Below are 25,959 nucleotides of genomic sequence, written 5' to 3'. Positions count from 1 at the left end.
AGTTTCTTCCTGTATTTTTTGGTGTACTCATATAACGAGTCAGTGCTTGTCGGGCTACCACATCCCTCGGCCCGGCACTCACTAAGTAAAGCACTGATAATGAAAAAGTAAAAAATTGAAGTAAAAAAGGAAGTTAGGGCTTAGCGAAGGGATAGGAGTCGCCTGTTAGCGCTGTTTAAGGGCAACTCGATATGCAAGAAGAGAAAGCATACATTCGAGACAGAAGACCAGGAGGGAGACGGGGCGGATGAACCACCCCGGAGTGCGCTATTCAGAGCAAGGGGAAATCAGAAATCAGAGTTGCGGATCACGCCGACGGCCAGGCCTTCGATAATCAGCTCCTGACTGCGCAGGTCCACCTCTATGGGGGAAAGCTCCTCGTTTTCGGGTAGCAGGCTGACCTTGCTGCCCTGGCGCTGAAAGCGTTTGACCGTCACTTCATCGTCCAGCCGGGCAACCACCACCTGGCCGTTGCGGACTTCCTGAGTCTTGTGCACCGCCAGCAGATCGCCGTCCATGATACCGATGTTCTTCATGCTCATGCCCTTTACCCGCAGCAGAAAATCGGCCGAAGGATGAAACAGGGACGGATCCAGCTTGTAGTGGCTCTCGATATGCTGCTGGGCCAGAATGGGCTCACCGGCGGCGACGCGCCCGATCAAGGGCAGCCCCAGCGCCTCTTCTTCTTCCTCGGTCAGGCGAATGCCACGAGAGGTGCCGGGCATCATGGTGATGACGCCTTTCTTGGCCAGTGCCTTGAGGTGTTCTTCGGCGGCATTAGCCGATTTAAAGCCCAGAGTTTGGGCAATTTCGGCACGGGTCGGCGGCATCCCGGTCTGCTGAATATGCTCTTTGATGATCTCCAGTACCTGAGACTGGCGAGGCGTAAGGGCTTTCATAATGGACCTGTTTTTTTATACAGTTAACTGTCAGTATATCCAGTAAATCCGGCAGGGCAAGCATAAAGTCTGCTCCGTCCTGCCGCCACTCCTGTCATCGCTCTTGCCACCGTTAAAGCAAGCTCAGCACTACGCCGGCGAACACCAGCATGCCCACATAGTTGTTGTTGAGGAAGGCGCCGAAGCAGGCCATGCGCTCCCGGTCGCGGATCTGCCGCTGCTGATACACGAACAAGCCTGCGGCACCCAGCAGACTCCAGTAGAAGAGCGGCCCCAGGGCAAAGGTCTGGCCGGCGGCCACCAGCAAGATCAGGGTCAGCAGTTGCAACAGGCCGACTATCAGCTTGTCGCGGCGACCAAACAGGATGGCGGTCGACTTGACCCCGATACGCAGATCGTCGTCTCGATCCACCATGGCATACATGGTGTCGTAGGCGATGGTCCAGGTCAGATTGGCCGCGAACAGCAGCCAGAGTCCCATCGGCAGGCTGTCGCTCTGGGCGGCAAAAGCCATGGGTATCGCCCAGGAAAAGGCGATGCCCAGGAACAGCTGCGGCAGGTTGGTGTAACGCTTCATGAAGGGATAAAGCGCGGCCCAGCCCAGGCCCGCCACCGCCAGCTGAATGGTCAGGGCGTTGGTGGTCAGCACCAGCACGAAGGATATGCCCACCAGCAGAGCGAAAAAGCCCAGCGCCTGCCGCTCGGTCAGCTCACCGCTCGGCAGCGGCCGACCTTTGGTGCGCTTGACGTGACCATCGATATGGCGGTCCGCATAATCGTTGATCACACAACCTGCTGAACGCATCGAAAAGACCCCGGCCACAAACACCAGCAGCAGCCAGAATGAGGGCCGGCCATCGCCGGCAATCCAGAGCGCCCACAGGGTAGGCCACAACAGCAGCAGGGTGCCGATGGGCTTGTCGAGTCGAGCCAGCGCCATATAGGCACGCCAGCGTGGTCGGCTTGCAGTCGTCGTCATGGTTCTCTCTACTCTCGGTAAGCCTGAGCGGCAGGCAAAAACAATTCGGTTACCAATACCCCGGCCTGGCCGGTGGCCAGCAGCGAACGTCGAGCCCAGGGCAAGGGATAGCTATCTCCCGGCGCAGTATCTTGCACTATGCTCTGCATCTGAGCCAGCTGCCGCCATTGTGCAGCCGTCAGCTGGGCAAACTCGAACTCTCTGCGCTGCAATTGGGGATCTTCGAACAACAATTCGCCCAGCGCTCTCTGACCCAACCCGGCCAGAGCCGGAACCACATTCAGGGTCGAGGGAGAATACAGGGAGCTGGCATAGACCCAGGGCTGTTCGTCGCAGAGCAGCAAGACCTCGCGGCAAAAGGCACGTTCGGCGCCAATCCATGCGGCCTGGGTCGGGGTAAGGGTGATTTCGGCGGTGGTGCTCTGTAACTGGACCCTAAACTGCCGGCAATGGCGCCGCAGCCGTTCGGTCAGAGAGCCGGCATCCTGTAGCCAGTTGCACAATGGCAGTTGAGACTGCGGTAATTCCGGCCCCCAGTGCCAGGCATGATCGGCGGTGTTAATCACTGGCACTTCCTGAAATGGCAAAACACATACTTGAATCGCTTCATTATTCTGAAAAATACGTATTCACTTGACCGGTGAGCTTAGGGCTCGGGAGAGGGCTCCCGAGGGGTCTTATACTACACCATGACGCCGGACATTATTACCAACTACCAGAATTCGGACTATGTTCGGGAGTCTGTCTATCTGATGCTGGAAAGTGCCGATCAAATGTCGTTGGCGGAGCGGTATCACGGCGCCCGTCGCCCGCGATCGAGCCAGGCCTGTAACAGACCAATAAGCCCACCACCCAGGTGCGCCAGATTGGCCACCGGTCCCAGTACACCGGCAAAGCCCAGCACCAGCCAGACCACCATGAACACAGCCATGCCGTCCGGCAGCCCTATGCCCCGGGCCGGGTTGAGCCGGCCGGACAGCCAGACGTAGGCCAGCAGGGCATAGACCACCCCGGACAGCCCGCCGAAGCGGGGGCCGCTGGCCCAGAACTGCATCAGGTTGGGCAGTACCGCCGCCACCAGCAACAGCACCAGCAGCTTGCCGTGACCCAGCCGCCGTTCCACCATGCCACCCAGATACCACCACCAGAACAGGTTGAATACCAGGTGCATCAGGGAAAAATGCAGAAGCGCCGGAGTAAAGGCGCGCCAGAACTCGGGGCCCAACAGCGATTCCCAGCTGAGAGGAAACGCCAGCAGCCCGAACATCGGCAAGCCCAGCCAGCTCAGGCCATAAATGGCCACGCAGGCGAGCAGCACCAGCATGTTGACCGGCCCGGTTCGGCGCAACAGATCCCGGGCCAACCCGGGCCGGCCCGAATCTGTGCTGAAATGCACATGGGTATCGCCCTGGCGCCAGGACGCATCCTGATAACGGGGATGCAGCGGCTCGGCGATAAAGCGCTTCACTTCCTGCTGGGCCTGCTGAAAGCGGGACTCGTTGACCAGCCAGATGCTGACATTGTTCTCATCATCCAGGGTCAGCTCGCAGTGGAGGCCCATATCGGCCAGGTAATCGACGAACGACTGGGCCCGGCGAGGATCATCGAGCACCAGCAGCAATTTCATCAGGCCGTCACCACACTCTGGGTGCGACGCCAGGCTTCGAAGCCGCCATCCAGACTGTAGACTTCCTCGAAGCCCTGATTGATCAGGTACTGGGCCGCGCCCTGACTGCTGACGCCGTGGTAGCACATCACGACCACCGGCGTCTCGTAATCGACCTCGTTGGTAAAAGATACCAGGCTATCGTTGGTCAGGTGAAAGGCGCCTTCGGCGTGAGCCAGGGCGAAGGACTGGGGATCACGAATATCCACCAGTCGGGCACGGCCCCCACTCAGCAGGGTGTCGGCCTCGGCCACTGAAATATGGGCAAACTGCTCCATGAGTTACTCCTAGCGTAAATTTAGGGCAGTTTACCGAATATCGGCGACCTTGGCATCAGCCGCCGAGATAAGCCTGCCGTACCTGTTCGTTGACCAGCAGGGCGGCACCGGTATCGGCCAGCACCACGCGGCCGTTTTCCAGCACATAACCCCGATCCGCCAGCTTGAGCGCCTGATTGGCGTTCTGCTCCACCAGAAAGACCGTCATGCCCTTTTCGTCCCGCAGCCGGGCTATGGTTTCGAAAATCTGGGCGATGATGATGGGCGCCAGCCCGAGCGAGGGTTCGTCCAGCAACAATAATCGCGGCTTGCTCATCAGCGCCCGACCGATGGCCAGCATCTGCTGCTCGCCGCCGGACATGGTGCCGGCCCGCTGGTTCATGCGCTCCTTCAGCCGGGGAAACATCTGATATACCTCCGCCAGCAGCGCCGCATGCTCGCGCTTATCGACGAAAAAGGCGCCCATGTGCAGGTTTTCTTCCACCGTCAGCCGGGCAAAGATACGTCGCCCCTCGGGTACGATGGCGATATCCTTGCGCATGATGGCGGCGGTATCCAGGCCGCCCAGATCCTGACCTTCGAACAACACCCGCCCCTGAGTAGGTCTGGGTTCGCCGCAGATGGTCATCATCAGGGTAGTCTTGCCGGCGCCGTTGGCCCCGATCAGGGTGACGATTTCACCCTGCTGTATTTCGACGGTCACATCTTCCAGCGCCTGGATTTTGCCATAGCTGGCACAGACATTATCGACATGCAGCATGTTCAGGTCTCCCCCAGGTAGGCTTTGATCACATCGGGGTTGTTCCGCACCTGCTCCGGTGTGCCTTCGGCCAGCGGCCGCCCCTGATTGACCACATAGATATAGTCGGAAATACCCATGACCAGCTTCATGTCGTGTTCAATCAGCAGAATGCTGACCCCTTCGTTATCACGCAAATCACAGATCAATCTATCCAGCTCGCGAGTCTCGTTCGGGTTAAGCCCTGCCGCCGGCTCGTCCAGCATCAGCAGCTGCGGTCGTGCCGCCATGCAACGGGCAATTTCCAGCCGCCGCTGCTGGCCATAGGCCAGGTTGTCGGCGGTGCGGTTGGCAAACTCGGTCAGGTTCACCTTTTCCAGCCAGTAATGGGCCCGCGCCAGCCCGTCCCGCTCGGAGCGACGAAAGGCCGGGGTCTTGAACAGACCGGACAAAAAGCCGGTGTTCAGGTGGAAGTGCTGGGCTACCAGCAGGTTTTCCAGCACCGTCATTTCCTTGAACAGCCGCACATGCTGAAAGGTGCGCACCATGCCGCGTCTTGCAATCTTGTGGCCGGGCAGCCCCTGTATGTTCTGCCCCTTGAAATTGACGGTGCCACCGCTGGGCCGGTAAAAACCGGACAGGCAGTTGAACACAGTGGTTTTGCCGGCGCCGTTGGGGCCGATCACCGAGACGATTTGCCGCTCCTGCATGCTCAGCGCGACCTTGTCGACGGCGACCAGGCCACCGAAGCGCATGGTCAGATCGGATACGGTTAACAGGGCCGTCATGATTTCAGCTCCATGTGGGGTCTGTGCATCGGCAGCAGCCCCTGAGGCCGCCAGATCATCATCAATACCATCAGCAGGCCGAACAGCAGCATGCGGTATTCGTTAAACTCCCGGGTCAGCTCCGGCAATATGGTCATGACGATGGCCGCCAGCACCACACCAATCTGCGAGCCCATGCCGCCCAGCACCACTATGGCCAGGATGATGGCCGATTCGATAAACACGAATGACTCGGGGCTGATGAATCCCTGACGGGCGGCGAAAAAGCTGCCCGCAAAGCCGGCGAAGGCGGCGCCGATGGTAAAGGCGCTGAGCTTGATAAGGGTCGGGTTGAGACCCAGCGAGCGACAGGCGATTTCATCTTCGCGCAACGCTTCCCAGGCCCGGCCCAGTGGCATGCGCAGCAGACGATTGATGATGAAGATGGTGAACACCACCAGCAAGAGCGCCAGCAGGTAGAGGAAAATCACCTTGTGGCCCGAGTTGTAGGCAATATCGAAAAACTGGTGAAAAGTGTTATCGCCCCGGCGTTCGAACTCCAGCCCGAACAGGGTGGGTTTGGGAATGCCGGCGATGCCGTTGGGGCCGCCGGTGAGCTCGGTCATGTTGTTGAGCAGGATACGGATGATCTCGCCAAAGCCCAGGGTCACTATCGCCAGATAGTCGCCGCGTAGCCGCAGCACCGGAAAACCGAGCAAGAAGCCGAACAGCGCCGCCATGCCGCCGGAAATCAGCAGGCAGGTCCAGAAGTCGAACCCCAGATAGGCGTTGAGCAGGGCATAACTGTAGGCACCCACCGCATAAAAGGCGACGTAACCCAGATCCAGAAGCCCGGCCAGCCCCACCACCACGTTCAGCCCCAACCCCAGCATCACGTAAATCAGGGTCAGGGTGGCCAGATCCACGGCCCCGCGCGACCCCATGAAGGGCCAGATCAGCAAGGTGGCCAGCACCAGCACGGTGACGATGCGATATAGCCAGGGCCGTTCTTCCGGCACCGGCAGGGCGAAGCCGCTTTTGCGATCCGACAGATATTGAAAGGGCTTGCGCAGCTGGCTCTGAAACAACTGGGCGAAAAACACCAGGGCGGCGCCCAACGCCAGCCATTCCCAGGTCTGATCCATACGGTTGGAAACGATCAACCGGGTGCCGGCGGTTTCGAGCCGAAAACCGAGTAGCCAGCCGGCCAGCAGCAAAAACAGGACGGCGGCAATCAATGCAGGTTTGAGTTTGTTCATACCTTTTCTACCTCCGGTTTGCCCAGAATGCCGGTCGGCATGAACAGCAGCACCGCGATCAGCAGCCCGAAGGAGACCACATCCTTGTATTCGGTGCTGAAATAGGCGCCGGTCATGGCTTCGGTCACCCCCAGCAAGATACCGCCTATCACGGCACCGGGAATGCTGCCGATGCCGCCCAGCACCGCGGCGGTGAAGGCCTTGAGCCCGGCCATGAAGCCGATATAGGGATTGATGACCCCGTAATAGGAGCCCAGCAAGACGCCGGCCACCGCCGCCAGGGCCGCGCCGATGACGAAGGTCAGGGCGATCACCGTGTTACTGTTGATGCCGAGCAGGTTGGCCATTTTCAGATCTTCGGCACAGGCCCGACAGGCCCGGCCCATGCGGGAGCGGGAAATAAACAACGACAGCAGGGTCATGGCCACGAAGGTCACGATGAAGATAATCAGCTGCATATAGGATAATGAGGCCTGAAAGCCGCTTTCACCGAAGGTCCAGCCACCAGGGATCAGGCTGGGCATGGCAATATCGCGCGAGCCCTGAGACAGACGCATCATGTTCTGCAGAAAAATCGACATGCCGATGGCGGAGATAAGTGCGATCAGTCGCTTGCTGCCGCGCAACGGCCGATAGGCGACCCGCTCAATGGAGTAGCCGTAGACACTGGTCAGGGTGATGCTCACCAGAAAGGCCGCTGTCAGCAGCAGCCAGGTGCTGTCGATGCCAATCATCATCAGACCGGTCATCACCATGAAGGCGGCGTAGGCGCCGATCATGTACACCTCGCCGTGGGCGAAGTTGATCATGCCGATGATGCCGTAAACCATGGTGTAGCCGATGGCGATCAGCGCATAGGTACTGCCGATGGTCAGACCATTGAGCAGCTGCTGGATAAAATAAAGAGTGGGCTCAGACATACAACCTTTCCTTGTCGTAAGAGCGAAGCAAGTAATGCTGGCGGGGCGAAACTGGGGAACTGCCCCTTTTGGCAAGAGCTGACATATCCAGAGAAGCCGGACAAAGGGCCAACTCCACCGACACGCTACATATAAATGCCACTCACTGTCTCAGCTTACTGCGAACATTCACTGGATGTTCGTTCAAGCAGAGACTGTTCGTCAAGGCGAGACAAGCTCGCCCCATGTAAGCTCGGACATGCCATCTGACCGCCATGGATGGCGGAAATGCCGGATGGCAGGTGCATTTTCCGGCCCTGGCATGTCACGGTCTGTGGAGCTCTTCCCTTTGCCCTGCTCTCCAATCAGGCGAAAAAGACCGAACCCAACTTACATCTGGGTAGAAGAACCGTCCTTGTGCCATTCGAACACGCCGAACTCGAAGCCCAGCAGATCGCCTTTGTCATCCCAGCTCAGCGGACCCATCACGGTGTTCACCGGCTCGGCACGCAGGGCCTTGGCCACCGCTTCCGGATCGGTACCCGCGCGCTTTATGCCTTCGGCAATGGCTTCTACCGCCGCATAGGTAGTCCAGACGAAGGGACCGGATGGATCTTCGCCTTTGGCCTGAATAGCCTGCACCACGGGGGCGTTGGCTGGGTCCAGATCGTATTTCTTGGGCAGAGTGACCAGCAGACCGTCGGAGGCGTCACCGGCGATGGAGGTAATGTCTTTATGACCTACGCCCTCGGGCCCCATGAAGCGAGCCTTGAAGCCTTTCTCGGCTGATTGGCGCAAAATAAGCCCCAGTTCGGGGTGATAGCCGCCATAATAGACGAAGTCGACCTTGTCACGCTGCAGCTTGGCGATCAGTGTAGAGAAGTCCTTGTCGCCCGAGGTCACCCCTTCATAGGCCACCACCTCGACACTGGCCTCTTTCAGCGCATCACGTACGCTGGACGCCAGACCTTCACCGTATTGTTTCTTGTCGTGGATCACCGCGATGCGCTCGGGCTTGACCTGCTCGAGAATGTAACGGGCGGCGGTAGGGCCCTGATCGCTGTCGAGACCTATGGTTCGCATCACGAATTCCAGATCCCGTTCAGTAATGACCGGGTTGGTGGACGCCGGGGTAATCATCAGAATACCTTCGTCGTCATACACATCCGAGGCCGGCAGTGTGCTGTCGGAGCACAGGTGGCCCACCACAAACTGCACGCCATCGTTGACCACCCGGTTGGCCACCGCCACCGCCTGCTTGGGATCGCAGGCATCATCGTATTCCACCGCTTCCAGGGTGTAGTCACCCAAGGCGCCGGATTTGTTGAGCATCTCGACCGCCATGCGGCCACCGGTAAACTGCATGTCACCATACTGGGCCACGGCTCCGGTCACCGGACCTGCAATGGCCACCTTGACGGTTTCCGCCGAGGCGGCAAACACGGCACCATAACCCAGGGCGACAGACACCGCCGCCGCAACCGCTTTCTTGTTCCATGTGATCATCTAACGTCCCTCTGTCCATTGAGTTCTTGCGCCGAAGAGGCTCCGGCCTGCTCTTTTTCTAACCTGAGTGTGCCATTTTCACAAGCGAAATGTGCTTCGCATGACACCAGTTATAACCTAAATCCGAGGATTGTGAAGCAGGGCGCGGATCGGGGCCGGCTTTCGGCAGGTGCGATACTTCGGCCAAAGCGCCCGCTCCGCCGACTCGCTATGAATACCTCCCTGTACGCTCTCTGTTTCATCCATGAAACAGAAGGTCGGTGGAGCAGATCCCTTTGCCCTCCCTGATACATCGGCGTCGTCTATAGGAGATGCCTGCGGACCACTCGGTGTTCAAGAAGAGGCAACAGGCGGCTCCGCAGCAGAGGGGCGGATGAAGGGTTCTACTCCAGCGACCATCACATGACAGGTCAACAAAGGCTCCTGCAATGCTGACACTCCCGCCATCCTTGGCGGTCGGACGTCATGTGCTGAGCGTGCATGGGGCGAGCTTGCCTCGCCGAGACGAACCATTTCAGTCTGACCGAACATCCAGTGAATGTTCGCAGTAGGCTGAAATGATGAGTGGCATTATTAAGGCGTGTCGGTGGAGTTGACCCTTCGTTCGACCTTTAAAGGGCAGCTAAACAAACCAGTTAGTTTTACAGGTTGGTATGAACGAGCAACCAGCCCTGGGCCGAATGATCGAAGACCAGAGTACAGGCTGGCATGAAGGATTGATAAGGGATATCTAGAGAAGCTCGGGGATGAGCGCCTGCATGGCGCCCATCCCCTTAGTGTGACGCTTAGGTCCAGTCGAGGATGACTTTACCGGACTGGCCGGAACGCATGGTGTCGAAACCCTGCTGGAAGTCGTCGACCTTGAAGTGATGGGTGATAATGGGGCTCAGATCCAGACCCGACTGGATCAGGCTGGCCATCTTGTACCAGGTCTCGAACATCTCCCGGCCGTAGATGCCCTTGAGCATCAGGCCCTTGAAGATCACTTTGGTCCAGTCGATGGCCATGTCGGACGGGGGAATGCCCAGCATAGCGATTTTGCCGCCGTGGTTCATCTTGTCCAGCATGTCGCGGAACGCCATCGGCACCCCGGACATTTCCAGACCCACATCGAAACCTTCGGTCATGCCCAGCTCGGCCATCACGGTGTCCAGCTTTTCGGTGGCCACGTTTACCGCCCGGGTCACGCCCATCTTGCGCGCCAGTTCCAGCCGGTATTCGTTGACGTCGGTGATCACCACATGGCGGGCCCCCACATGGCGGGCCACGGCCGCAGCCATGATGCCGATGGGGCCGGCGCCGGTGATCAGCACATCTTCGCCCACCAGATCGAACGACAGCGCCGTGTGTACCGCGTTGCCGAAGGGGTCAAAGATGGATGCCAGATCATCGGACACTTCGTCGGGCAGCTTGAAGGCGTTGAAGGCCGGGATCACCAGGTACTCGGCGAAAGCCCCTTCACGATTCACGCCCACGCCGACTGTGTTACGGCACAAATGGGTGCGTCCGGCCCGGCAGTTGCGGCAATGGCCGCAGGTAATATGGCCTTCGCCGGAAACCCGGTCGCCCACCGCAAAGCCGCGTACTTCCTGACCCACTGCCACCACTTCGCCCACGTATTCGTGGCCGACCACCATGGGTACCGGTATGGTGTTCTGGGACCACTCGTCCCAGTTATAGATATGAATATCTGTACCGCAGATGGCGGTTTTGCGGATCTTGATCAGCAGATCGTTATGGCCCACTTCGGGTGCGGGCACATCGGTCATCCAGATGCCGGGTTCCGCTTTCAGTTTTGCCAGTGCTTTCATGAACATGATCTCCTTAAATGATACCCAGCTCGCGGCCAACGTCGATAAAGGCGGCAATGGCCTTATCCAGCTGTTCGCGGCTGTGGGCCGCCGACATCTGGGTGCGAATACGAGCCTGACCCTTGGGCACCACAGGGAAGGAGAAGCCGATGACATAAATGCCCCGCTCCAGCAGCTTGTCAGACATCTGGGCCGCCAGGGCGGCATCGCCCAGCATCACCGGAATAATGGCGTGGTCCTGCCCCGCCAGAGTAAAACCGGCGGCGCTCATCTGCTCACGGAAATAGGCGCTGTTTTCCCGCACCTTGTTGCGCAGGCTGTCGCCGTTTTTCAGCATTTCCAGCACCTTGATGGAAGCCGCGACTATGGCCGGTGCCACCGAGTTGGAGAACAGGTAAGGACGTGAACGCTGACGCAGCCAGTCGATCACTTCCTTCTTGCCCGAGGTATAACCGCCGGACGCACCGCCCAGGGCCTTACCCAGGGTACCGGTGATGATGTCGACCCTGTCCATCACGTCGCAGAATTCCGGGGTGCCTCGGCCCTGCTCACCGACGAAGCCGACCGCATGGGAATCGTCCACCATCACCATGGCATTGTATTTGTCCGCCAGATCACAGATGCCCCCGAGGTTGGCGATAACGCCATCCATCGAGAAGACGCCGTCGGTGGCAATCAGCTTGAAGCGGGCGCCGTCGGCGTCCGCCTGCTGCAGCCGGGCTTCCAGCTCGGCCATGTCGTTGTTGGCGTAGCGGTAACGTTTGGCCTTGCACAGACGCACGCCGTCGATGATGGAAGCGTGATTGAGGGCATCGGAAATAATGGCATCTTCCGGGCCCAGCAGAGTTTCAAACAGACCTGCATTGGCATCAAAACAGGAGGTATAAAGAATGGTGTCTTCCATGCCCAGAAAGGCGGACAGGTCGGCTTCCAGTTGCTTGTGCAGATCCTGGGTGCCGCAGATGAAGCGCACCGAGGCCATGCCGAAACCGTGGCTGTTCAGCCCCTGTTTGGCCGCATCGACCAGCTCGGGATGATTGGCCAACCCCAGATAGTTATTGGCGCAGAAGTTGATTACCTCCCGCTGGCCTACCTCGATGGCGGCGTTCTGGGCCGAGGTGATCACCCGCTCCTTCTTGTAGAGCCCCTCTGCTTTGGTTTGCGCTAACTGCTCGGATAAATAAGCATAAAATGCCGATGACATAATGAACTCCCGCTATCAATCTGGCTATCTGGATTTAATTCAGACCATTTTACTACTTAAACACCGAACACTCATAACATATTCCAAACTTTATCCTATTTGTGAAAGGGATCACTGGGAGCGGCGCCCAACGCCTGATAATGTGTCATGAGTGTTGCCAGTTCGAGTCCCTGCTCCGGGTGAAAGTAGGGTTTGAGCAACAACAGCACCCGGGCCACTCCCTGATAGAGCACCGCCTGACTGATGCGCGGGGTCATCGACTGGGCCGACTGGTAGCTGACCCAGAACGACACGACCATACGCAGCACCTCGGTCAGGGGCTCGATTTCCTCATCGGGAATCGCCAGCACCCGCTGGGCGTTCATCTCGCGCAACAGGGCCTGCAGGTTCACCGTCAGCTCCTGCTGTACCGCCAGATACTGCAGATGCAACTCGGGATCCCGCTGCAAGATATCGTTGAGGTTGGCGTAGAAGAAACGGAACTCCCACATCACATAGAAAATGGCGTCCAGATAATGAAACCACACCGCCGGGCTGGCGTTGGCCGAGCCGGTGGCGGGCGTGAAACTTTTACGCAAGTGGTCGCTATATTGCAGGAAAATACGGTGAATAATGTCGCTCTTGTTGCGAAAGTGGTAATAGAGATTACCCGGACTAATCCCCAGATGCGCGGCAATATGGTTGGTGGTTACATTCGACTCCCCCTGCTCGTTAAACAGCAGCAGGGCGTCAGCCACGATACGATCCTTGGTTTTCATCCTGTTAACCAAATGCTCAATGCCATCTCTGAATAGTAACACAGGCCGACGGGTTAGTTTTCTGCCGCACAAGCATGGTAAACTTTGGCTTTATTTCACTTCGTTCAGCCGGACAGGTTCCGGCCAGCAAGAGGCAGAAAGCGATGATCATTGTGACTGGCGGCGCCGGCTTTATCGGCAGTAATCTGGTAAAAACCCTCAACGACCAGGGGCGCACCGATGTGGTAGTCGTCGACGACCTCACCGATGGCACCAAGTTCGTCAACCTGGTCGACCTGACCATCGCCGACTACCTCGACAAAGACGAGTTTATTCAACGTATTTTTTCCGGTGATGAATTCGAGGAATGGGGCGGCATCGAAGTGATCTTTCATGAAGGCGCCTGCTCGGCCACCACAGAGTGGGACGGCAAGTTCATGATGGAAAACAACTATCAATATTCCAAAGACTTGCTGCACTACTGCCTGGAGCGGGAAATCCCCTTCATTTATGCCTCTTCCGCCGCCACCTACGGCGGGCGCAACGACAACTTCATCGAAGAGCCGCAGTACGAGCAGCCACTCAACGTTTACGGCTATTCCAAGCAGTTGTTCGACCAGTATGTGCGCCGCCTGATGCCCGAGATCAACTCTCAGGTAGTGGGCCTCAAGTATTTCAACGTCTATGGCCCGCGCGAACAACACAAGGGTGGCATGTCCAGTGTGGCCTTCCATCTCAACACCCAGTTGCACAAGGACGAAAACCCCAAGCTGTTCGAAGGTTGTGACGGTTTCCCCAACGGCGGCCAGATGCGCGATTTCATCTATGTCAGCGATGTCTGCCGGGTGAACCTGTGGTTCTGGCAGAACCCGGAAGTGTCCGGCATCTACAACTGTGGCACCGGCCGGGCAGAACCGTTCCAGAACGTAGCCGAGGCGGTGATCAAACATCACGGCAAGGGAGAGATAGAATATATCCCCTTCCCCGAGCAGCTGAAGGGTCGCTACCAGAGCTTTACCCAGGCGGATCTCACCAAACTGCGCGCCGCCGGCTATCCCCACGACTTCAAGACCGTGGCCGAAGGCGTGAGCGAATACATGGCGTGGCTGAACAAGTAACCACAGGCCCGACACGGAATACCGCATGAATATATTGATGGCGCTGTCCCAGCTGGAAGTGACCGGGGCCGAAGTCTATGCCACTACCGTGGGTGACGAACTCACCCGGCGTGGGCGCAGGGTGTTTTATGTCTCCGACACCCTGACCAAACCGCACCAGGGCGAGTATTTCAAGCTGCGCTTCAACAAGCGCAGTGTACCTCGCCGGTTCTGGCATGTGGGCTACCTGATCTATCTGATCAAGAAGCACCGCATCCAGCTGGTTCACGCTCACAGCCGGGCCTCCAGCTGGAGCTGCCATGTGGCCTGCAAGCTGACCGGTACTCCCATGATCACCACTGTGCACGGCCGCCAGCCGGTGCATGCCTCGCGCAAGAAATTCCATGCCCTGGGCGACCGGGCGCTGGCGGTGTGCGAAGCGGTGCGGGATCAGCTCATCAGCAGCCTGGGGGTAGCACCCGAGCTGATTGCCATCGGCCGCAACGGCATCAATACCGAGCAGTATCGGCCCGTACCGGTACCGACAAACGACAAGCCGGTGATCAGCATCATAGGTCGGCTCAGCGGCCCGAAGGGCGACTTGTGCTACCGGCTGCTGGACGAATGCCTGGATCTGGAAAAATACCGGGTGCAGATCGCCTCCGGCTCGCAAATCCCGGAGCGGTTCGAGCGTTTCAAAGGTCAGGTGAACTTTCTGGGCTATGTGCAGGATGTACCGGCCCTTATGGCGGCCTCGGATCTGGTGATCGGTGCCGGCCGGGTGGCCATGGAGTCCGTTCTGATGGAGCGCCCGGTGTTTGCCGTGGGCGAAGCACAGGCCCCCGGCCTGGTTACCGCCGACAATCTGGATGCGGTCATGGCGAGCAATTTCGGTGATATAGGGCCAAAGGATCTGGATATCGACTTCGCCGCCCTGCCCGCCCGAATTGCCGCCGCCCTGAATGCCGGCTACGACGCTACCGCTCTGGCCGCGCGGGTAAGGGCGAACTACGACCTGAAAGCCGTAGCCGACCAGCTGGAGCAGCATTACCAGAGCGTTTACGTGCACCGGCTGCGCCGGGAAGTGCCCATCATCATGTACCATCGCTTCATCAGGGATGACAGCGAAAAAGGCGTACATGGTACCTATATGCACGTCAATATGCTGGAAAAGCACTTCAAACTGCTCAAACGGCTGGGCTTTGAGACCCTCACCTTCGCTGATCTGGCCGAACGGGGCATGGCCAGCCGGCTGGAGTCCGGCAAGAAGTACATCATCATCACCGTCGACGATGGTTATAAAGACAACTACGAGCTGCTGTTTCCGCTGCTGAAAAAGTACGGCTTCAAGGCGGTGATTTACATGGTGACCGGCGAGCAGTTCAACCGCTGGGACGTGGAAATTCCGGACAACCCGGAAAAGCGGGTAGAGCTGATGAGCCCGGCCCAGATAAAGGAAATGGCCGACTCCGGCCTGGTGGAATTTGGTGGTCACACCCTGACCCACCCGCACCTGAACACCCTGGATAAAGACGCCCAGCGCCACGAAATTGCCGAAAACAAGGAACAACTGGAGCAGCTACTGGACCAGAAACTGTCCTCTTTCGCCTACCCGTTCGGCAGCCATAATCAGGACAGCAAAGATTTAGCCCAAGAGCTGGACTACCCCTTCGCGGTAGCCACCGACAGCGGCCCCCTCGCCATGCACGAAGACCCCTATCAAATTCGTCGTATCGCCATCTTCCCACGCACCGACGTGTTCGGCCTGTGGCGGAAGATCCGGGGGAATTATGTGTTCAGGAAAGCACGATAACTATGATGAATTCGATATGACTGACAGTTCCAATATGATTAGCAACCGGTATGATGTCGTGGTTCTATGCCTGTCTCACTTTGCTGGTGGTATGGAGCTGGATGCTATTAAAATGGCCCGAGGACTTGCCGGTGCAAATATTTCGACCTTACTGGTATGCAAGCGCGACAGCTTTATTTCTCGGCAGGCACAACAAGCTGGGATTCAATATCAAGAAATAGATTTCAAGACCAAATTGAGCCTGAGCCTAATATGGCAACTGCGACGAATAGTGAAAAGTGGACATGTTAAAAATATCATTTTCCTTGGCACTTCGGAAATAAAATCTATTTACTTTGCCCTACTCGGTTTACCTCAAGTCCAGTTGATTGTCAGATACGGCACCACTATGTCCAGCAGCAAAAAAGATCTTCTGCATCGCTGGTTTTATAGCAGGGTCAACTACCATCTGTGTATCAGTGAGCATTTGCGGAAAAATATAGAACTCATCATACCCATAGCTCGCCAAGCTAGCATAGGTGTTATCTACACCAGCACCGATTTTTTACCAGAGTCGCCAGTCATCCCTATTAAAAAAGCCATACATGTCGGCAGAATAGCGAATGGAAAAGGACAACTCGATGCTTTAATTGCGATTTCAGGTACAGAGCTTCCGCTGAAACTGGTCGGAGCGGAAAACGATCCAAGTTATCTAGCGCAGTTGAAGGCTGAAATACAAAAGAGAAAACTAGAAACTCAGGTCGAGCTAATAGGCCATCACCCACACCCTCAGAAACTATTCCACGATGCTTCTATCTTCCTGTTTCCGAGTCACGGTGAAGGTTTGTCTAATGCCCTGATTGAAGCCTTGGGTAATGGTTTAATCTGCATCACATACGACAACACAGTATTTCCCGAATTCGAAAAATTGGGGTTCCACATGCATATAGCCAGAGACAAGGACGTAGATCACGTTCGAGAGTTAATCAATATGATACTGAATAATTTCAACCAAGAAATCGAACTAGCCCGTAGCAATATCTCTCTGGCCCAAGCAATTTTTTCCCAAAAAAATGAAACCCAGCGCCTTTCAGAGATTCTCAGATAATAATATCGCGTCGGCCTCATTATCCGTGTTACACAATGTAGGTGCTCCATGAAAATTCTGGTCATAGGCCCTTCCTGGGTCGGGGACATGGTGATGTCCCAAAGTCTGTATATCACCCTGAAGCAGCAGCATCCGGGTGCAGAGCTGCATGTGATGGCGCCGGCCTGGTGCTGTGCCCTGCTGGAGCGAATGCCCGAGGTCGACAAGGCCATAGTGATGCCTCTGGGCCACGGTGATTTCAAGCTGACCCAACGCTTCCGCCTCGGCCGGCAGCTGGCCACCGAAGGCTATGACTGGGCCATAGTACAGCCCAACTCGATGAAATCGGCCCTGATCCCGCTGTTCGCCGGCATCAAGAAGCGCACCGGCTGGAAAGGCGAGTCCCGCTACGGCCTGCTGAACGATCTGCGCAGCAACAAGACCGACTTCCCGCTAATGGTCGAACGTTATGTCGCGCTCGCCCACCCCAGGGCGGACATGCAGAATAATCACTGCATTCCTGCCCTGCCCTGGCCTACCCTGAAAGTGGATACCGCAAACCAGCAAAACGCCTTGAACGAGCTGAGCCTCAATACCGAGAGCCCCATAGTCAGCCTGTGCCCAGGGGCGGAGTTCGGCCCTTCCAAGCGCTGGCCGGAGCAACACTACGCCGAGGTAGCCCGACATCAGATTGAACAGGGGAAGCAGGTATGGATTTTCGGCTCGGCCAAGGATATTCCGGTCGCCGAAACCATAAAGCATCATTTACCACATAGTTTGCAGGGAAAATGCCATATTCTGGCGGGAAAAACCTCGCTGCATCAGGCCATCGATCTGATGGCACTAAGCTCTGTGGTGATTTCCAACGATTCCGGCCTGATGCATATCGCCGCCGCCTTGCAACGTCCTCTGGTCGGCATCTACGGCTCGACCTCGCCCAAATACACGCCGCCACTGGCAGAAAGGGTCGCCATAGTGCATACCGACATCGAATGCCGGCCCTGCTTCAAACGTGAGTGTCCGCTCGGTCATCTGAAGTGCCTGAGAGAGCTGCCTGCAGGGAAAGTACTTGCCGCCATTCAGCAACTGGCGACCTCGGATCATATCGCCGTCGGCCATCGGTAACCCCATGATGTATCGCTTTATCTACAACCTGCTCATCCATCTATTCAGCCCCCTGCTGCTGGGGCTGCTGTACTGGCCCAAACAAGGCAAGCCGGGCTTTGGTCGTCGCTGGCCAGAACACTTGGGGCTGGTACCGACGTCCAGACAAGAGAATCCGGTTTGGCTGCATGCGGTCAGCGTCGGGGAAATGGTTGCCGCCACGCCACTGATCAAGGCCATCAAGGCGGAACACCCGGAATTGCCGATTCTGGTCACCACCACCACCCGCACCGGCGCCGATCAGGCAGAAAAGCTGGGCGACCTGATAGAACATCGCTATGCCCCGCTGGACTTCCCCTGGGCTATATCGTTGTTTTTACGTAGGGTTCGTCCACGGGCTTTGCTGATTATGGAAACCGAACTCTGGCCCAACTGGCTCACAGCCTGCGGTCGAAAACAGCTGCCGGTGATGGTACTCAATGCCCGGTTATCGGCCCGTTCTGCCGATAAATATAAACAGTTTCATGGCATATTCCGGCTTTTATCGGCGAATATCAGCTATATAGCCTGCCAGCATCGGGATGATGCCGATCGCTTTGCAGACTTGGGGCTCTGCCATGAAAAGCTGAGCGTGACGGGATCCATCAAGTTCGATATCGACTACGACGACGAAGTTCGTCGACAGGGACAAGCGCTGCGGGAACAGCTGGGAACACGACGCCCGGTATGGATTGCCGCTTCTACCCATGAAGGCGAAGACGAACAGCTGCTCACCGCCCACCGGGAACTGCTGCAACGCCTGCCACAGGCTCTTCTGATGCTGGTACCCCGCCACCCTCAACGCTTCGTCCAGGTCGCAGAACTGGTTACGCGGCAGGGCTTTACCCTGAGCCGCCGTACCCTGCCTGCGTCTGCTGCTCCCACCCAGGTCTATCTGGGTGACACCATGGGCGAACTCCCCGTCATGCTGGCGGCGGCCGACGTCGCCTTTATCGGTGGCAGCCTGATCGAACGGGGCGGCCACAACCTGCTGGAGCCAGCCGCCCTGGGCAAGCCCGTACTCACAGGCCCTTCATTTTTCAACTTCAGCGACATCACCCATCAGCTCGTCGACGCCGGTGGTGCCCGGGTGGTCACTAACGATAACGAACTGGCACAACAGCTCGCTGCATTGCTGGACTCACCCGCGCAGGGTGCACAGATGGGGGCACAAGCTCTGAACGTCGTCAGAGCCAATCAGGGAGCCTTGCTCCGCACGCTCTCCGCCATCAAGGCTCAGCTGGCTTTGTAGCCGCTTAACAGGGCTTTCCAGTCTGCTTCTTTCCATTGGAAGCCGGGATGCAGCCCTAGCTCCTTACGGAAAGATCGCAGCAGCCGGTCCATGTTTTCCCGGGTCCAGCTGCCGGGCTGGCGGAGGTGACACTTGTCGAAGTCAATCAGCCAGCTCTTGCCGCTGTCGTCGAGCAGAATATTGTGGCTGTTCAGATCCGCATGATAGAGGCCGGCATCATGAAACTGACGAATGGTCTTGCCAATGTTCTGCCACTCGCTCTTGTTCAGCGCCCTTTCCTGTAAAATAGCCACCAAATCGCGGGAATTCTCGATACGGCTAAGGATAATGTCGGCACGGTACACCAGGTTGGATCGCACCATACGTGCGGCGCAGGGCCGGGGAACCGGCAAACCGCGGCGATAGAGTTTGGTGAGCACGGTAAACTCGGCCATGGCCCGGCTCTTGGACTCGGCCACGTGCAGAAAGGTGTCTTCCATCACCCGGCCTATCATGCCGCCCCGGTAGTAATGGCGCAGCACCTTGTGGCAAATCTCGTCTTCCACAAACCAGGTGGTGTTGCGTCCCACCGCCTTGCCGCGAATGGCGTTCTGTTCACGCCAGTAATCAATTTCAAAGAAGTCCCGCTGAAATGCGCCGAAACATTCCGGGTCATACCAGATAATCTCCGAGCCGTGCTCTATCCGTTCCATTACCGTCCCCCCAACGAAAACACAGATTTTACATGGCTCGCCAGCCTTTGCATAATGCCGGACTCAGATCCCGGAGACTTCATTTATGGCATTGCTCGGCTCGGCCCCCGCTACCCTCTGTTTACTGCGCTTGTCCGCTATCGGCGACTGCTGTCATGCCATCGCCCTGGTACAGGCCATACAGCGTCAATGGCCCCAGACCCGTATTACCTGGATCACCGGCAAAATAGAAGCTCAATTGCTGCAGTTGCTGCCAGATGTCGAGATTATCGTGTTCGACAAAGGCGCTGGTATCCGCGCCTATCTTGATCTCTGGACACAACTGCGCGGTCGCAAGTTCGATGTACTGCTGCATATGCAGGCCGCCCTGCGCGCCAGTCTCGCCAGCTTAGGCATCCGAGCCCGGTACAAGCTGGGGTTTGAGCGGGAACGCGCCAAAGACGGCCAGTGGCTGTTCACCAATCACAAGGTGGCCGCCACCGGCGAGCATGTAGTGGAAGGCTTCATGGGCTTTGGGCAGGCGTTGGGGCTGACCGATCTCACACCAGGCTGGGACCTGCCGATTCCCGCCGAGGCGGAACAATGGGCGGTAACCTATGCCGAACGACAGCCACTGCTGCTGATCTGCCCTGCCGCCAGCAAGGCCTATAAAAACTGGACCGCCGAAGGCTACGCCGCCCTTGCCGATCATGCTCACAACAAGGGCATGCAAGTGATGCTTATCGGAAGTCCGGCGCAACAAGAGCGCGATCTGGCGGCAAAAATCTGTAAATTGACGGATAACATCGCCGAAAACCTGGTGGGCCAGACCAGCCTGCCGCAGCTGTTGGCGCTGATCAAGGTCGCCCGCCTGGTGGCGGCGCCGGATACGGGCCCGACGCACATGGCGACCTTGGTGAACACACCGGTGCTGGGCCTTTATGCCCATCATAATCCACAACGTACCGGCCCTTATCGCTGCCGCGACTATGTAGTCAGCGTCTATGACGAGGCCCTGCTGGCCGAAACCGGAAAAACCGCCGAACAAGTACCCTGGCGTACCCGGGTCAAGGATCCCACCGCCATGCAGCGGATCAGCACGGCTATGGTCGAGACCCAATTCGACCGCATCATCCACGATTTCAACCTGTTGCAGGAACCCTCATGAGTTCACGTCCCACCCTGGCCGCCGTGCTGATCGTTAAAAATGAAGCGGAAAACCTGGCCGATTGCCTGGCTACTCTGGACTGGGTAGACGAAATCGTCGTGCTGGACTCGGGCAGTACCGATACCACCCGCGAGGTGGCAGAAGCCGCCGGGGCTCGCTTTTTTGTTAATGACCACTGGCCCGGCTTTGGTAAACAGCGACAAATTGCCCAAGCCCATGTGCAGTCAGACTGGATACTGTGGGTAGATGCCGACGAACGCGTCACCCCCGAACTTAAAACCAGCATAGAAGCCATTCTGGCCAAGCCAACCACCAATACGGTGTACTCGGTGGCACGGCTATCCTGGGTGTTTGGCCGCTTTATACGCCATTGCGGCTGGTACCCGGACCGGGTGCTGCGGCTCTATCCCAAGGCACTCACCGGCTATAACGACGCCTTGGTGCACGAAAAGGTCACACTGAAAAAAGGCATTAAAACCAAAAAGCTCAAAGGCGACTTGCTGCACTATACCTATCGTGATTTAGAGCATTATTTAGTGAAGTCTGCCGGCTATGCCGCCGCTTGGGCCGAACAACGCCAGCAAAGAGGTAAAAAAGGCTCTCTGTGCCAGGGCCTGCTGCACGGCGTGGGCTGCTTCATGAAGATGTATCTGCTCAAGGCCGGCTTTCTCGATGGCAGGCAGGGCCTGCTGCTCAGCCTGCTCTCTGCTCACTCTACCTTCGTCAAATATGCCGATCTGTGGATTAAGACAGAAACTCGCGGGCCCAGGGCGTAACAGCGGCGGCTACAGCTGTCATGTCCACCTGGCTCATATCCTCTACCTGTTCACCGGGATTGCCGGGGGGATGAAAGGCCAGATGGCGCCCCTCGCTGTTGAGCGGACGCCAGCGCAGCGGGGTGGCCGAACGACGCAGCGGAAAAAAGCCCACCGTCGGCACGTCCAGGGCGGCGGCAATGTGCAGCGGCCCCGTGCTGCCCGCCACAAAGAGGTCACCACAGGCCAGTAGCCGACAAAAGTCCGGCAGCGGCAGATCCTGAGCCACCACGGCGCCTTCACCCACCACGTCTGCTACCTGTCGGGCCAGTGCCTGCTCGCCCGGCCCGGCGGTCAGCACCGGCTGCGCCTCGGGAAACGACTCCCCTAACCGACGGATCAGATCCGCATACTGAACGGCAGACAGGTTATTGGCCGAGCCACCGCTGCCGGCGTGCACCAGCAGCCAGGGTCGGGCGGCATCGATGCCCAGCCGCTGTGCCTGCTGTAGTCTGAAGGTCGCCAGCTCACTCCCCTCGAAACGCAGATAGGGCGTGGTAGGCTCCATGGCGGTCATGCCGTTATGGCTCAGAAAAGCCCGCACCAGATCCAGGTTATATTCGTATTCCGGCTTGGCAGACTGGGAGCGGCGCTGGGTCACTCTGTGGTTATACAGCAGCTGAGCCAGCTTGGTGGCCGGTGCCCAACGCTGCCGAATGCCCGCCTGCCACATGAGTTTGGCGTTGCGAAAATTGGAAAACAGGCATATAACGGCGTCGAAGTGTCCGGCTTTAAGCTGTTTCAGCAGATCCCGATGGGCGGCAGGTTTCGCATCTTTTCCCGGGTCTTCGATCACCCGGTCAATGGAAGGGCACAGTTCAGCCAGCTGACGAGTATAGCCCGGCACCAGGGCGGTAATTTCACAACCGGAAGACGCCTTTAGCATGGCCAGCGCCGGCCAGGCCAGCATGAAGTCGCCAATCTTGTCGTTACGAACCACCAATACCCGTTTCATCTCTCTCTCCCGCTCACCGTTATGCTGCGGTATTCTACCCTAAACTTTCCGACTTTCGTTTTGTTAATAAGGAACTCACATGAGCATCAGGGTCATTTATCCCGGCACCTTCGATCCCGTCACCAATGGCCATCTGGATTTAATCGAACGCGCCTCGCAGCTGTTTAACGAAGTCGTCGTCGGAGTCGCCTTCAGCCCCAGCAAGAAACCCATGTTTGAACTGGACGAACGAGTGGCGCTGGTGCAGGAGGTGACGCGCAACCTGGGCAACGTCAAGGTGGTGGGGTTTTCAGGCCTGCTGGTGGATTTTGCCAAGGCGCATCAGGCCAACGTGCTGATCCGGGGCCTGCGGGCGGTGTCCGACTTCGAGTATGAATTTCAGCTCGCCAACATGAACCGGCGATTGATGCCGGAGCTGGAAAGCGTCTTTCTCACCCCGGCGGAAGAGAATTCCTTTATCTCTTCCACTCTGGTGAAGGAGGTGGCCATTCACGGCGGCGATATCAGCCAGTTCGTGCCCGATGCCGTGGCCAGGGCCATCGCCCAAAAGCTGGCGTAACCTCTTCCAACAAGGGGGGGTAAAGGAATCCTCTCCACCGGCCGTCAAATGCCAGGGCCGGAAAATGCTCCTGCCATTCCGTCATTCCCGCCGTCCCTGGCGGTCAGATGGCATTTGCCGAGCGACACATGGATGTGCCTGAAGCGTGTCGGTGGAGAGGTTCTTTGCCCGCCCTTACTCCTCACCCCTCACGTATTTTCAGGCTGACACAGCGGGCAGAACACGGTGCTGCGGCCGCCCATCCGTATTTCTCTGAGCTCGGCGCCACAACTCGTGCAAGGCTGGCCGGCCTTGCCATACACCTGCAGTTCCTGCACGAAGTAACCGGGCTTGCCGTCACTGCCGGTAAAATCCTTGAGGGTGGTGCCACCCTGGCCGATGGCCCGGGCCAACACGCTCTTGATCTCCGCCGCCAGCAGCAGATAACACGCATGGTCAACCTCGCCAGCCGCACGCCGGGGATGAAGTCCGGCGGTGAACAGCGATTCGTTGGCGTAAATGTTACCGACCCCTACCACGACGTGATTGTCCATGATGAACTGCTTGATGGCGGTTCTCCGCTTGCGGCTGCGCTGGTACAGATAGTCACCGTCGAAGGCGTCAGTCAGCGGCTCCGGACCCAGCCTGGCCAGCAGCGGATGCTGCTCCGCCGGCTCACGAGTCCACAGCAAACAGCCGAAACGGCGCGTATCGTTGAGCCGCAGCAGCTTGCCGTTGCCCAGCTCTATATCCACATGATCGTGCTTGCCCGCCGGGGTGCCGTGAGGCAGCACCCGCAGATTGCCGGACATTCCCAGATGCAGGATGGCGGTGCCCCAGTCGGTCTCCAGCAACAAATATTTGGCCCGGCGCCGAATGCCGATAATGGTCAGCCCCACCATCTCCTGGATCTCGGCCGGTATAGGCCAGCGCAGGCTGGCGTTACGTACCACCACCCGCATCACCGTCTCGCCCAGCATAAAGGGGGTGATCCCTTGTCGACTGACTTCTACTTCCGGTAACTCTGGCATTCATACTCTCCTCATCGGCTCGGCGGCAGTATATCCAAGATGCCGGGCATAAAAAAACCCAGCCGAAGCCGGGTTTTTTGAGAACACAAAATCTTACTTGATTTTGCCTTCTTTGTAGATCACATGCTGACGAACAACGGGATCAAACTTTTTGATTTCCATTTTCTCAGGCATGTTGCGCTTGTTCTTGGTAGTGGTGTAGAAGTGACCAGTACCAGCGCTGGAGTTCAGGCGGATCTTCTCGCGAATACCTTTAGCCATTGGTTATCTCCTTAAACCTTTTCGCCACGGGCGCGCAGGTCAGCTAAGACACTGTCGATACCCTTTTTGTCGATAATACGCATACCTTTGGTGGTGATACGCAGTTTTACAAAACGCTTCTCGCTTTCAACCCAGAAACGATGAGTTTGCAGGTTGGGCAGGAAGCGACGCTTGGTAGCGTTGTTGGCGTGAGAGCGGTTGTTACCAACAGCTGGCCGCTTACCAGTTACTTGGCATACTTTAGACATGTCAGTCTTCTCCAAAACTTACTTTTGCTCGAGCAATTAATCACCCCGTTGGCCGTCTATCGGGGCAAAATAAGGCGGCAATTTATACAGCATACCGAGCTCGAGATCAACAATAAAGCCAAACGAGCGGCATCAAAGCCAGCCACGCTCGGCAAAAGAAACGGTTTCGCCATCACCCACTACCAGATGATCCAGCACGCGGATATCCAGCAACCCCAGGGCGGCCTGAATACGTTCGGTAATCATGCGATCGGCCCGGCTGGGCTCGGCGACGCCGGATGGATGATTATGCACCAAAATCACCGCGGCGGCACTCCGTTTCAGCACCAGCGAGACGATATCCCGCGGATAGACCGCCGCCGCGTCCAGGGTGCCGAAGAATAGCTCCTGATACTCGATAACTCTATGCTGGTTATCGAGCAGCAGCAGGGCAAAGACTTCCCGCTCCTGATCTCGCAGTCGGGCCTGCAGAAACTGGCGGGTCAACTCCGGGCTGGTCAGCGCATGCTCTCGCACCAGTTTTTCATCCAGAAACCGTCGCATCAGCTCCAGGCTAGCCTGCAGCTGCACAAACTTGGCCTGACCCAGTCCCGGCCCTTCGCAAAAACTCTGTTGATCCGCCAGCAGCAACTGACGCAAGCTGCCAAACTGGCGGATCAGGGTGTGGGCCAGCGTCACCGCATCCATGCCCTTGGCACCGGTACGCAAAAAAATCGCCAGCAGCTCCGCGTCCGACAGGCTGCCCGGCCCCCGGCTCAGCAGTTTTTCCCGCGGGCGCTCTCCCTCTGGCCAGTCCTTGATGCTCATTCCCCCTCCTTGTCGCCATGGCCGGAATCGGTTAATCAAGCCTAGCCCAATCCCCTGCACGCACCGCACAAGCCGGCCATTTGTGATAATCTTGCCGCTCTGTCAGCCTGTGGAATAGAGCCATGCCATTAACAGGAAAACGCATTTTAATCGGCCTCAGCGGCGGCATTGCGGCCTATAAGAGTGCCGAGCTGGTACGCCGACTCAAAGAGCGCCATGCCGAGGTACGGGTCGTGATGACCGAATCGGCCAAGTCGTTTATTACCCCGCTCACCCTGCAGGCGGTGTCGGGCGAGCCGGTATCCGATGCGCTGCTGGATCCGGCGGCCGAAGCCGGCATGGGTCATATC

At 57.7% G+C, this 25,959-nt stretch carries 28 protein-coding genes; 9 read left to right on the top strand and 19 right to left on the bottom strand.

Going from position 1 to position 25,959, the window contains the following annotated elements; translation table 11 throughout:
* Window positions 1-287 precede the first annotated feature (287 nt).
* From lexA to UN63_RS11705, 13 genes are all read right to left on the bottom strand, one after another.
* On the bottom strand, window positions 288-899 hold the full coding sequence (gene lexA, locus UN63_RS11765) for a transcriptional repressor LexA (RefSeq protein WP_104486942.1): 612 nt from the start codon (window positions 897-899) through the stop codon (window positions 288-290).
* Window positions 900-1,011: 112 nt separating this feature from the next.
* The gene (gene ubiA, locus UN63_RS11760) at window positions 1,012-1,878 is read right to left on the bottom strand and encodes a 4-hydroxybenzoate octaprenyltransferase (protein WP_104486941.1); all 867 of its coding nucleotides are present in this window, start codon (window positions 1,876-1,878) and stop codon (window positions 1,012-1,014) included.
* A gap of 8 nt (window positions 1,879-1,886) precedes the next feature.
* Window positions 1,887-2,444, bottom strand: coding sequence for a chorismate--pyruvate lyase family protein (locus UN63_RS11755; RefSeq protein WP_229793481.1), 558 nt, complete (start codon window positions 2,442-2,444; stop codon window positions 1,887-1,889).
* A 227-nt stretch (window positions 2,445-2,671) separates the two neighbouring features.
* Entirely contained in the window at window positions 2,672-3,505 is an 834-nt protein-coding gene (gene glpG / locus UN63_RS11750; protein WP_104486940.1) for a rhomboid family intramembrane serine protease GlpG, read from the bottom strand.
* Window positions 3,505-3,822, bottom strand: a complete 318-nt coding sequence (gene glpE, locus UN63_RS11745) for a thiosulfate sulfurtransferase GlpE (RefSeq protein ID WP_104486939.1) — start codon at window positions 3,820-3,822, stop codon at window positions 3,505-3,507. The genes glpG and glpE overlap by 1 nt, the downstream gene beginning before the upstream one ends.
* A 55-nt stretch (window positions 3,823-3,877) precedes the next feature.
* A complete protein-coding gene (locus tag UN63_RS11740) occupies window positions 3,878-4,582 on the bottom strand; it encodes an ABC transporter ATP-binding protein (protein ID WP_104486938.1) in 705 nt (234 codons plus the stop codon).
* Between the two features lie 2 nt (window positions 4,583-4,584).
* Window positions 4,585-5,349 (bottom strand): high-affinity branched-chain amino acid ABC transporter ATP-binding protein LivG, encoded by a 765-nt coding sequence (gene livG, locus UN63_RS11735; RefSeq protein WP_280530387.1) that lies wholly within the window; start codon window positions 5,347-5,349, stop codon window positions 4,585-4,587.
* Window positions 5,346-6,587 (bottom strand): high-affinity branched-chain amino acid ABC transporter permease LivM, encoded by a 1,242-nt coding sequence (locus UN63_RS11730; protein WP_104486936.1) that lies wholly within the window; start codon window positions 6,585-6,587, stop codon window positions 5,346-5,348. Before UN63_RS11730 ends, livG begins: the two co-directional genes overlap by 4 nt.
* Window positions 6,584-7,507, bottom strand: a complete 924-nt coding sequence (gene livH, locus UN63_RS11725; RefSeq protein ID WP_104486935.1) for a high-affinity branched-chain amino acid ABC transporter permease LivH — start codon at window positions 7,505-7,507, stop codon at window positions 6,584-6,586. Before livH ends, UN63_RS11730 begins: the two co-directional genes overlap by 4 nt.
* Before the next feature lie 369 nt (window positions 7,508-7,876).
* The gene (locus UN63_RS11720) at window positions 7,877-8,992 is read right to left on the bottom strand and encodes a branched-chain amino acid ABC transporter substrate-binding protein (protein ID WP_104486934.1); all 1,116 of its coding nucleotides are present in this window, start codon (window positions 8,990-8,992) and stop codon (window positions 7,877-7,879) included.
* A gap of 785 nt (window positions 8,993-9,777) precedes the next feature.
* Complete coding sequence (gene tdh / locus UN63_RS11715) at window positions 9,778-10,803, bottom strand: L-threonine 3-dehydrogenase (protein WP_104486956.1); 1,026 nt, start codon at window positions 10,801-10,803, stop codon at window positions 9,778-9,780.
* Between the two features lie 13 nt (window positions 10,804-10,816).
* Window positions 10,817-12,007, bottom strand: coding sequence for a glycine C-acetyltransferase (locus UN63_RS11710; RefSeq protein ID WP_104486933.1), 1,191 nt, complete (start codon window positions 12,005-12,007; stop codon window positions 10,817-10,819).
* 95 nt (window positions 12,008-12,102) lie between these two features.
* Entirely contained in the window at window positions 12,103-12,765 is a 663-nt protein-coding gene (locus UN63_RS11705; RefSeq protein ID WP_104486932.1) for a TetR/AcrR family transcriptional regulator, read from the bottom strand.
* 143 nt (window positions 12,766-12,908) lie between these two features.
* On the opposite strand from UN63_RS11705, the gene rfaD reads away from it, so the two are divergent.
* The 5 genes from rfaD to waaA are packed head-to-tail and all read left to right on the top strand — an operon-like array spanning window position 12,909 to window position 19,115.
* On the top strand, window positions 12,909-13,862 hold the full coding sequence (gene rfaD, locus UN63_RS11700) for an ADP-glyceromanno-heptose 6-epimerase (protein ID WP_104486931.1): 954 nt from the start codon (window positions 12,909-12,911) through the stop codon (window positions 13,860-13,862).
* A 25-nt stretch (window positions 13,863-13,887) separates the two neighbouring features.
* Window positions 13,888-15,654, top strand: coding sequence for a bifunctional glycosyltransferase family 4 protein/polysaccharide deacetylase (locus tag UN63_RS11695; RefSeq protein ID WP_104486930.1), 1,767 nt, complete (start codon window positions 13,888-13,890; stop codon window positions 15,652-15,654).
* A gap of 16 nt (window positions 15,655-15,670) precedes the next feature.
* Window positions 15,671-16,741 carry a glycosyltransferase family 4 protein gene (locus UN63_RS11690; RefSeq protein WP_181068237.1) on the top strand — a complete coding sequence of 357 codons (1,071 nt, stop codon included), beginning with the start codon at window positions 15,671-15,673 and terminating at the stop codon, window positions 16,739-16,741.
* A gap of 48 nt (window positions 16,742-16,789) precedes the next feature.
* Window positions 16,790-17,845, top strand: coding sequence for a lipopolysaccharide heptosyltransferase II (gene waaF, locus UN63_RS11685; protein WP_104486928.1), 1,056 nt, complete (start codon window positions 16,790-16,792; stop codon window positions 17,843-17,845).
* A gap of 4 nt (window positions 17,846-17,849) precedes the next feature.
* Window positions 17,850-19,115, top strand: coding sequence for a lipid IV(A) 3-deoxy-D-manno-octulosonic acid transferase (gene waaA, locus UN63_RS11680; RefSeq protein WP_104486927.1), 1,266 nt, complete (start codon window positions 17,850-17,852; stop codon window positions 19,113-19,115).
* Here the strand turns inward: waaA and UN63_RS11675 are convergent.
* Window positions 19,100-19,807, bottom strand: a complete 708-nt coding sequence (locus UN63_RS11675; protein WP_104486926.1) for a 3-deoxy-D-manno-octulosonic acid kinase — start codon at window positions 19,805-19,807, stop codon at window positions 19,100-19,102. The two genes, waaA and UN63_RS11675, sit on opposite strands and share 16 nt — an antisense overlap.
* Window positions 19,808-19,892: 85 nt before the next feature.
* Between UN63_RS11675 and UN63_RS11670 the strand changes: the two genes are divergently transcribed.
* A complete protein-coding gene (locus tag UN63_RS11670) occupies window positions 19,893-20,954 on the top strand; it encodes a glycosyltransferase family 9 protein (protein WP_104486925.1) in 1,062 nt (353 codons plus the stop codon).
* On the top strand, window positions 20,951-21,730 hold the full coding sequence (locus UN63_RS11665; protein WP_104486924.1) for a glycosyltransferase family 2 protein: 780 nt from the start codon (window positions 20,951-20,953) through the stop codon (window positions 21,728-21,730). The genes UN63_RS11670 and UN63_RS11665 overlap by 4 nt, the downstream gene beginning before the upstream one ends.
* On the opposite strand, the gene UN63_RS11660 is transcribed toward UN63_RS11665, so the two are convergent.
* The gene (locus tag UN63_RS11660; protein WP_104486923.1) at window positions 21,699-22,724 is read right to left on the bottom strand and encodes a glycosyltransferase family 9 protein; all 1,026 of its coding nucleotides are present in this window, start codon (window positions 22,722-22,724) and stop codon (window positions 21,699-21,701) included. The genes UN63_RS11665 and UN63_RS11660 overlap by 32 nt on opposite strands.
* 79 nt (window positions 22,725-22,803) lie before the next feature.
* Between UN63_RS11660 and coaD the strand changes: the two genes are divergently transcribed.
* Entirely contained in the window at window positions 22,804-23,283 is a 480-nt protein-coding gene (coaD, locus tag UN63_RS11655; RefSeq protein ID WP_104486922.1) for a pantetheine-phosphate adenylyltransferase, read from the top strand.
* Between the two features lie 188 nt (window positions 23,284-23,471).
* Here coaD and mutM read toward each other — a convergent pair whose 3' ends face one another.
* The 4 genes from mutM to radC all read right to left on the bottom strand — a co-directional run bounded on the left by mutM (window position 23,472) and on the right by radC (window position 25,609).
* Window positions 23,472-24,293 carry a bifunctional DNA-formamidopyrimidine glycosylase/DNA-(apurinic or apyrimidinic site) lyase gene (mutM, locus tag UN63_RS11650; RefSeq protein WP_104486921.1) on the bottom strand — a complete coding sequence of 274 codons (822 nt, stop codon included), beginning with the start codon at window positions 24,291-24,293 and terminating at the stop codon, window positions 23,472-23,474.
* Between the two features lie 93 nt (window positions 24,294-24,386).
* Entirely contained in the window at window positions 24,387-24,554 is a 168-nt protein-coding gene (rpmG, locus tag UN63_RS11645) for a 50S ribosomal protein L33 (RefSeq protein ID WP_071472289.1), read from the bottom strand.
* Between the two features lie 11 nt (window positions 24,555-24,565).
* Window positions 24,566-24,802: a 50S ribosomal protein L28 gene (gene rpmB / locus UN63_RS11640; protein WP_014291125.1), complete on the bottom strand. Its 237-nt coding sequence runs from the start codon at window positions 24,800-24,802 to the stop codon at window positions 24,566-24,568.
* Between the two features lie 132 nt (window positions 24,803-24,934).
* A complete protein-coding gene (radC, locus tag UN63_RS11635) occupies window positions 24,935-25,609 on the bottom strand; it encodes a RadC family protein (RefSeq protein WP_104486920.1) in 675 nt (224 codons plus the stop codon).
* 122 nt (window positions 25,610-25,731) lie between these two features.
* On the opposite strand from radC, the gene UN63_RS11630 reads away from it, so the two are divergent.
* Window positions 25,732-25,959: flavoprotein (locus UN63_RS11630; RefSeq protein WP_280530386.1), on the top strand; the 228-nt coding region annotated here is incomplete at its 3' end.

It is taken from the genome of Oceanisphaera arctica (assembly GCF_002936955.1).
In the GTDB taxonomy this organism is placed as follows: Bacteria; Pseudomonadota; Gammaproteobacteria; order Enterobacterales; family Aeromonadaceae; genus Oceanimonas; species Oceanimonas arctica.
The sequence above is the reverse complement of the archived record's forward strand: the minus strand, read 5'-3'. Positions and strand labels throughout refer to the sequence as shown.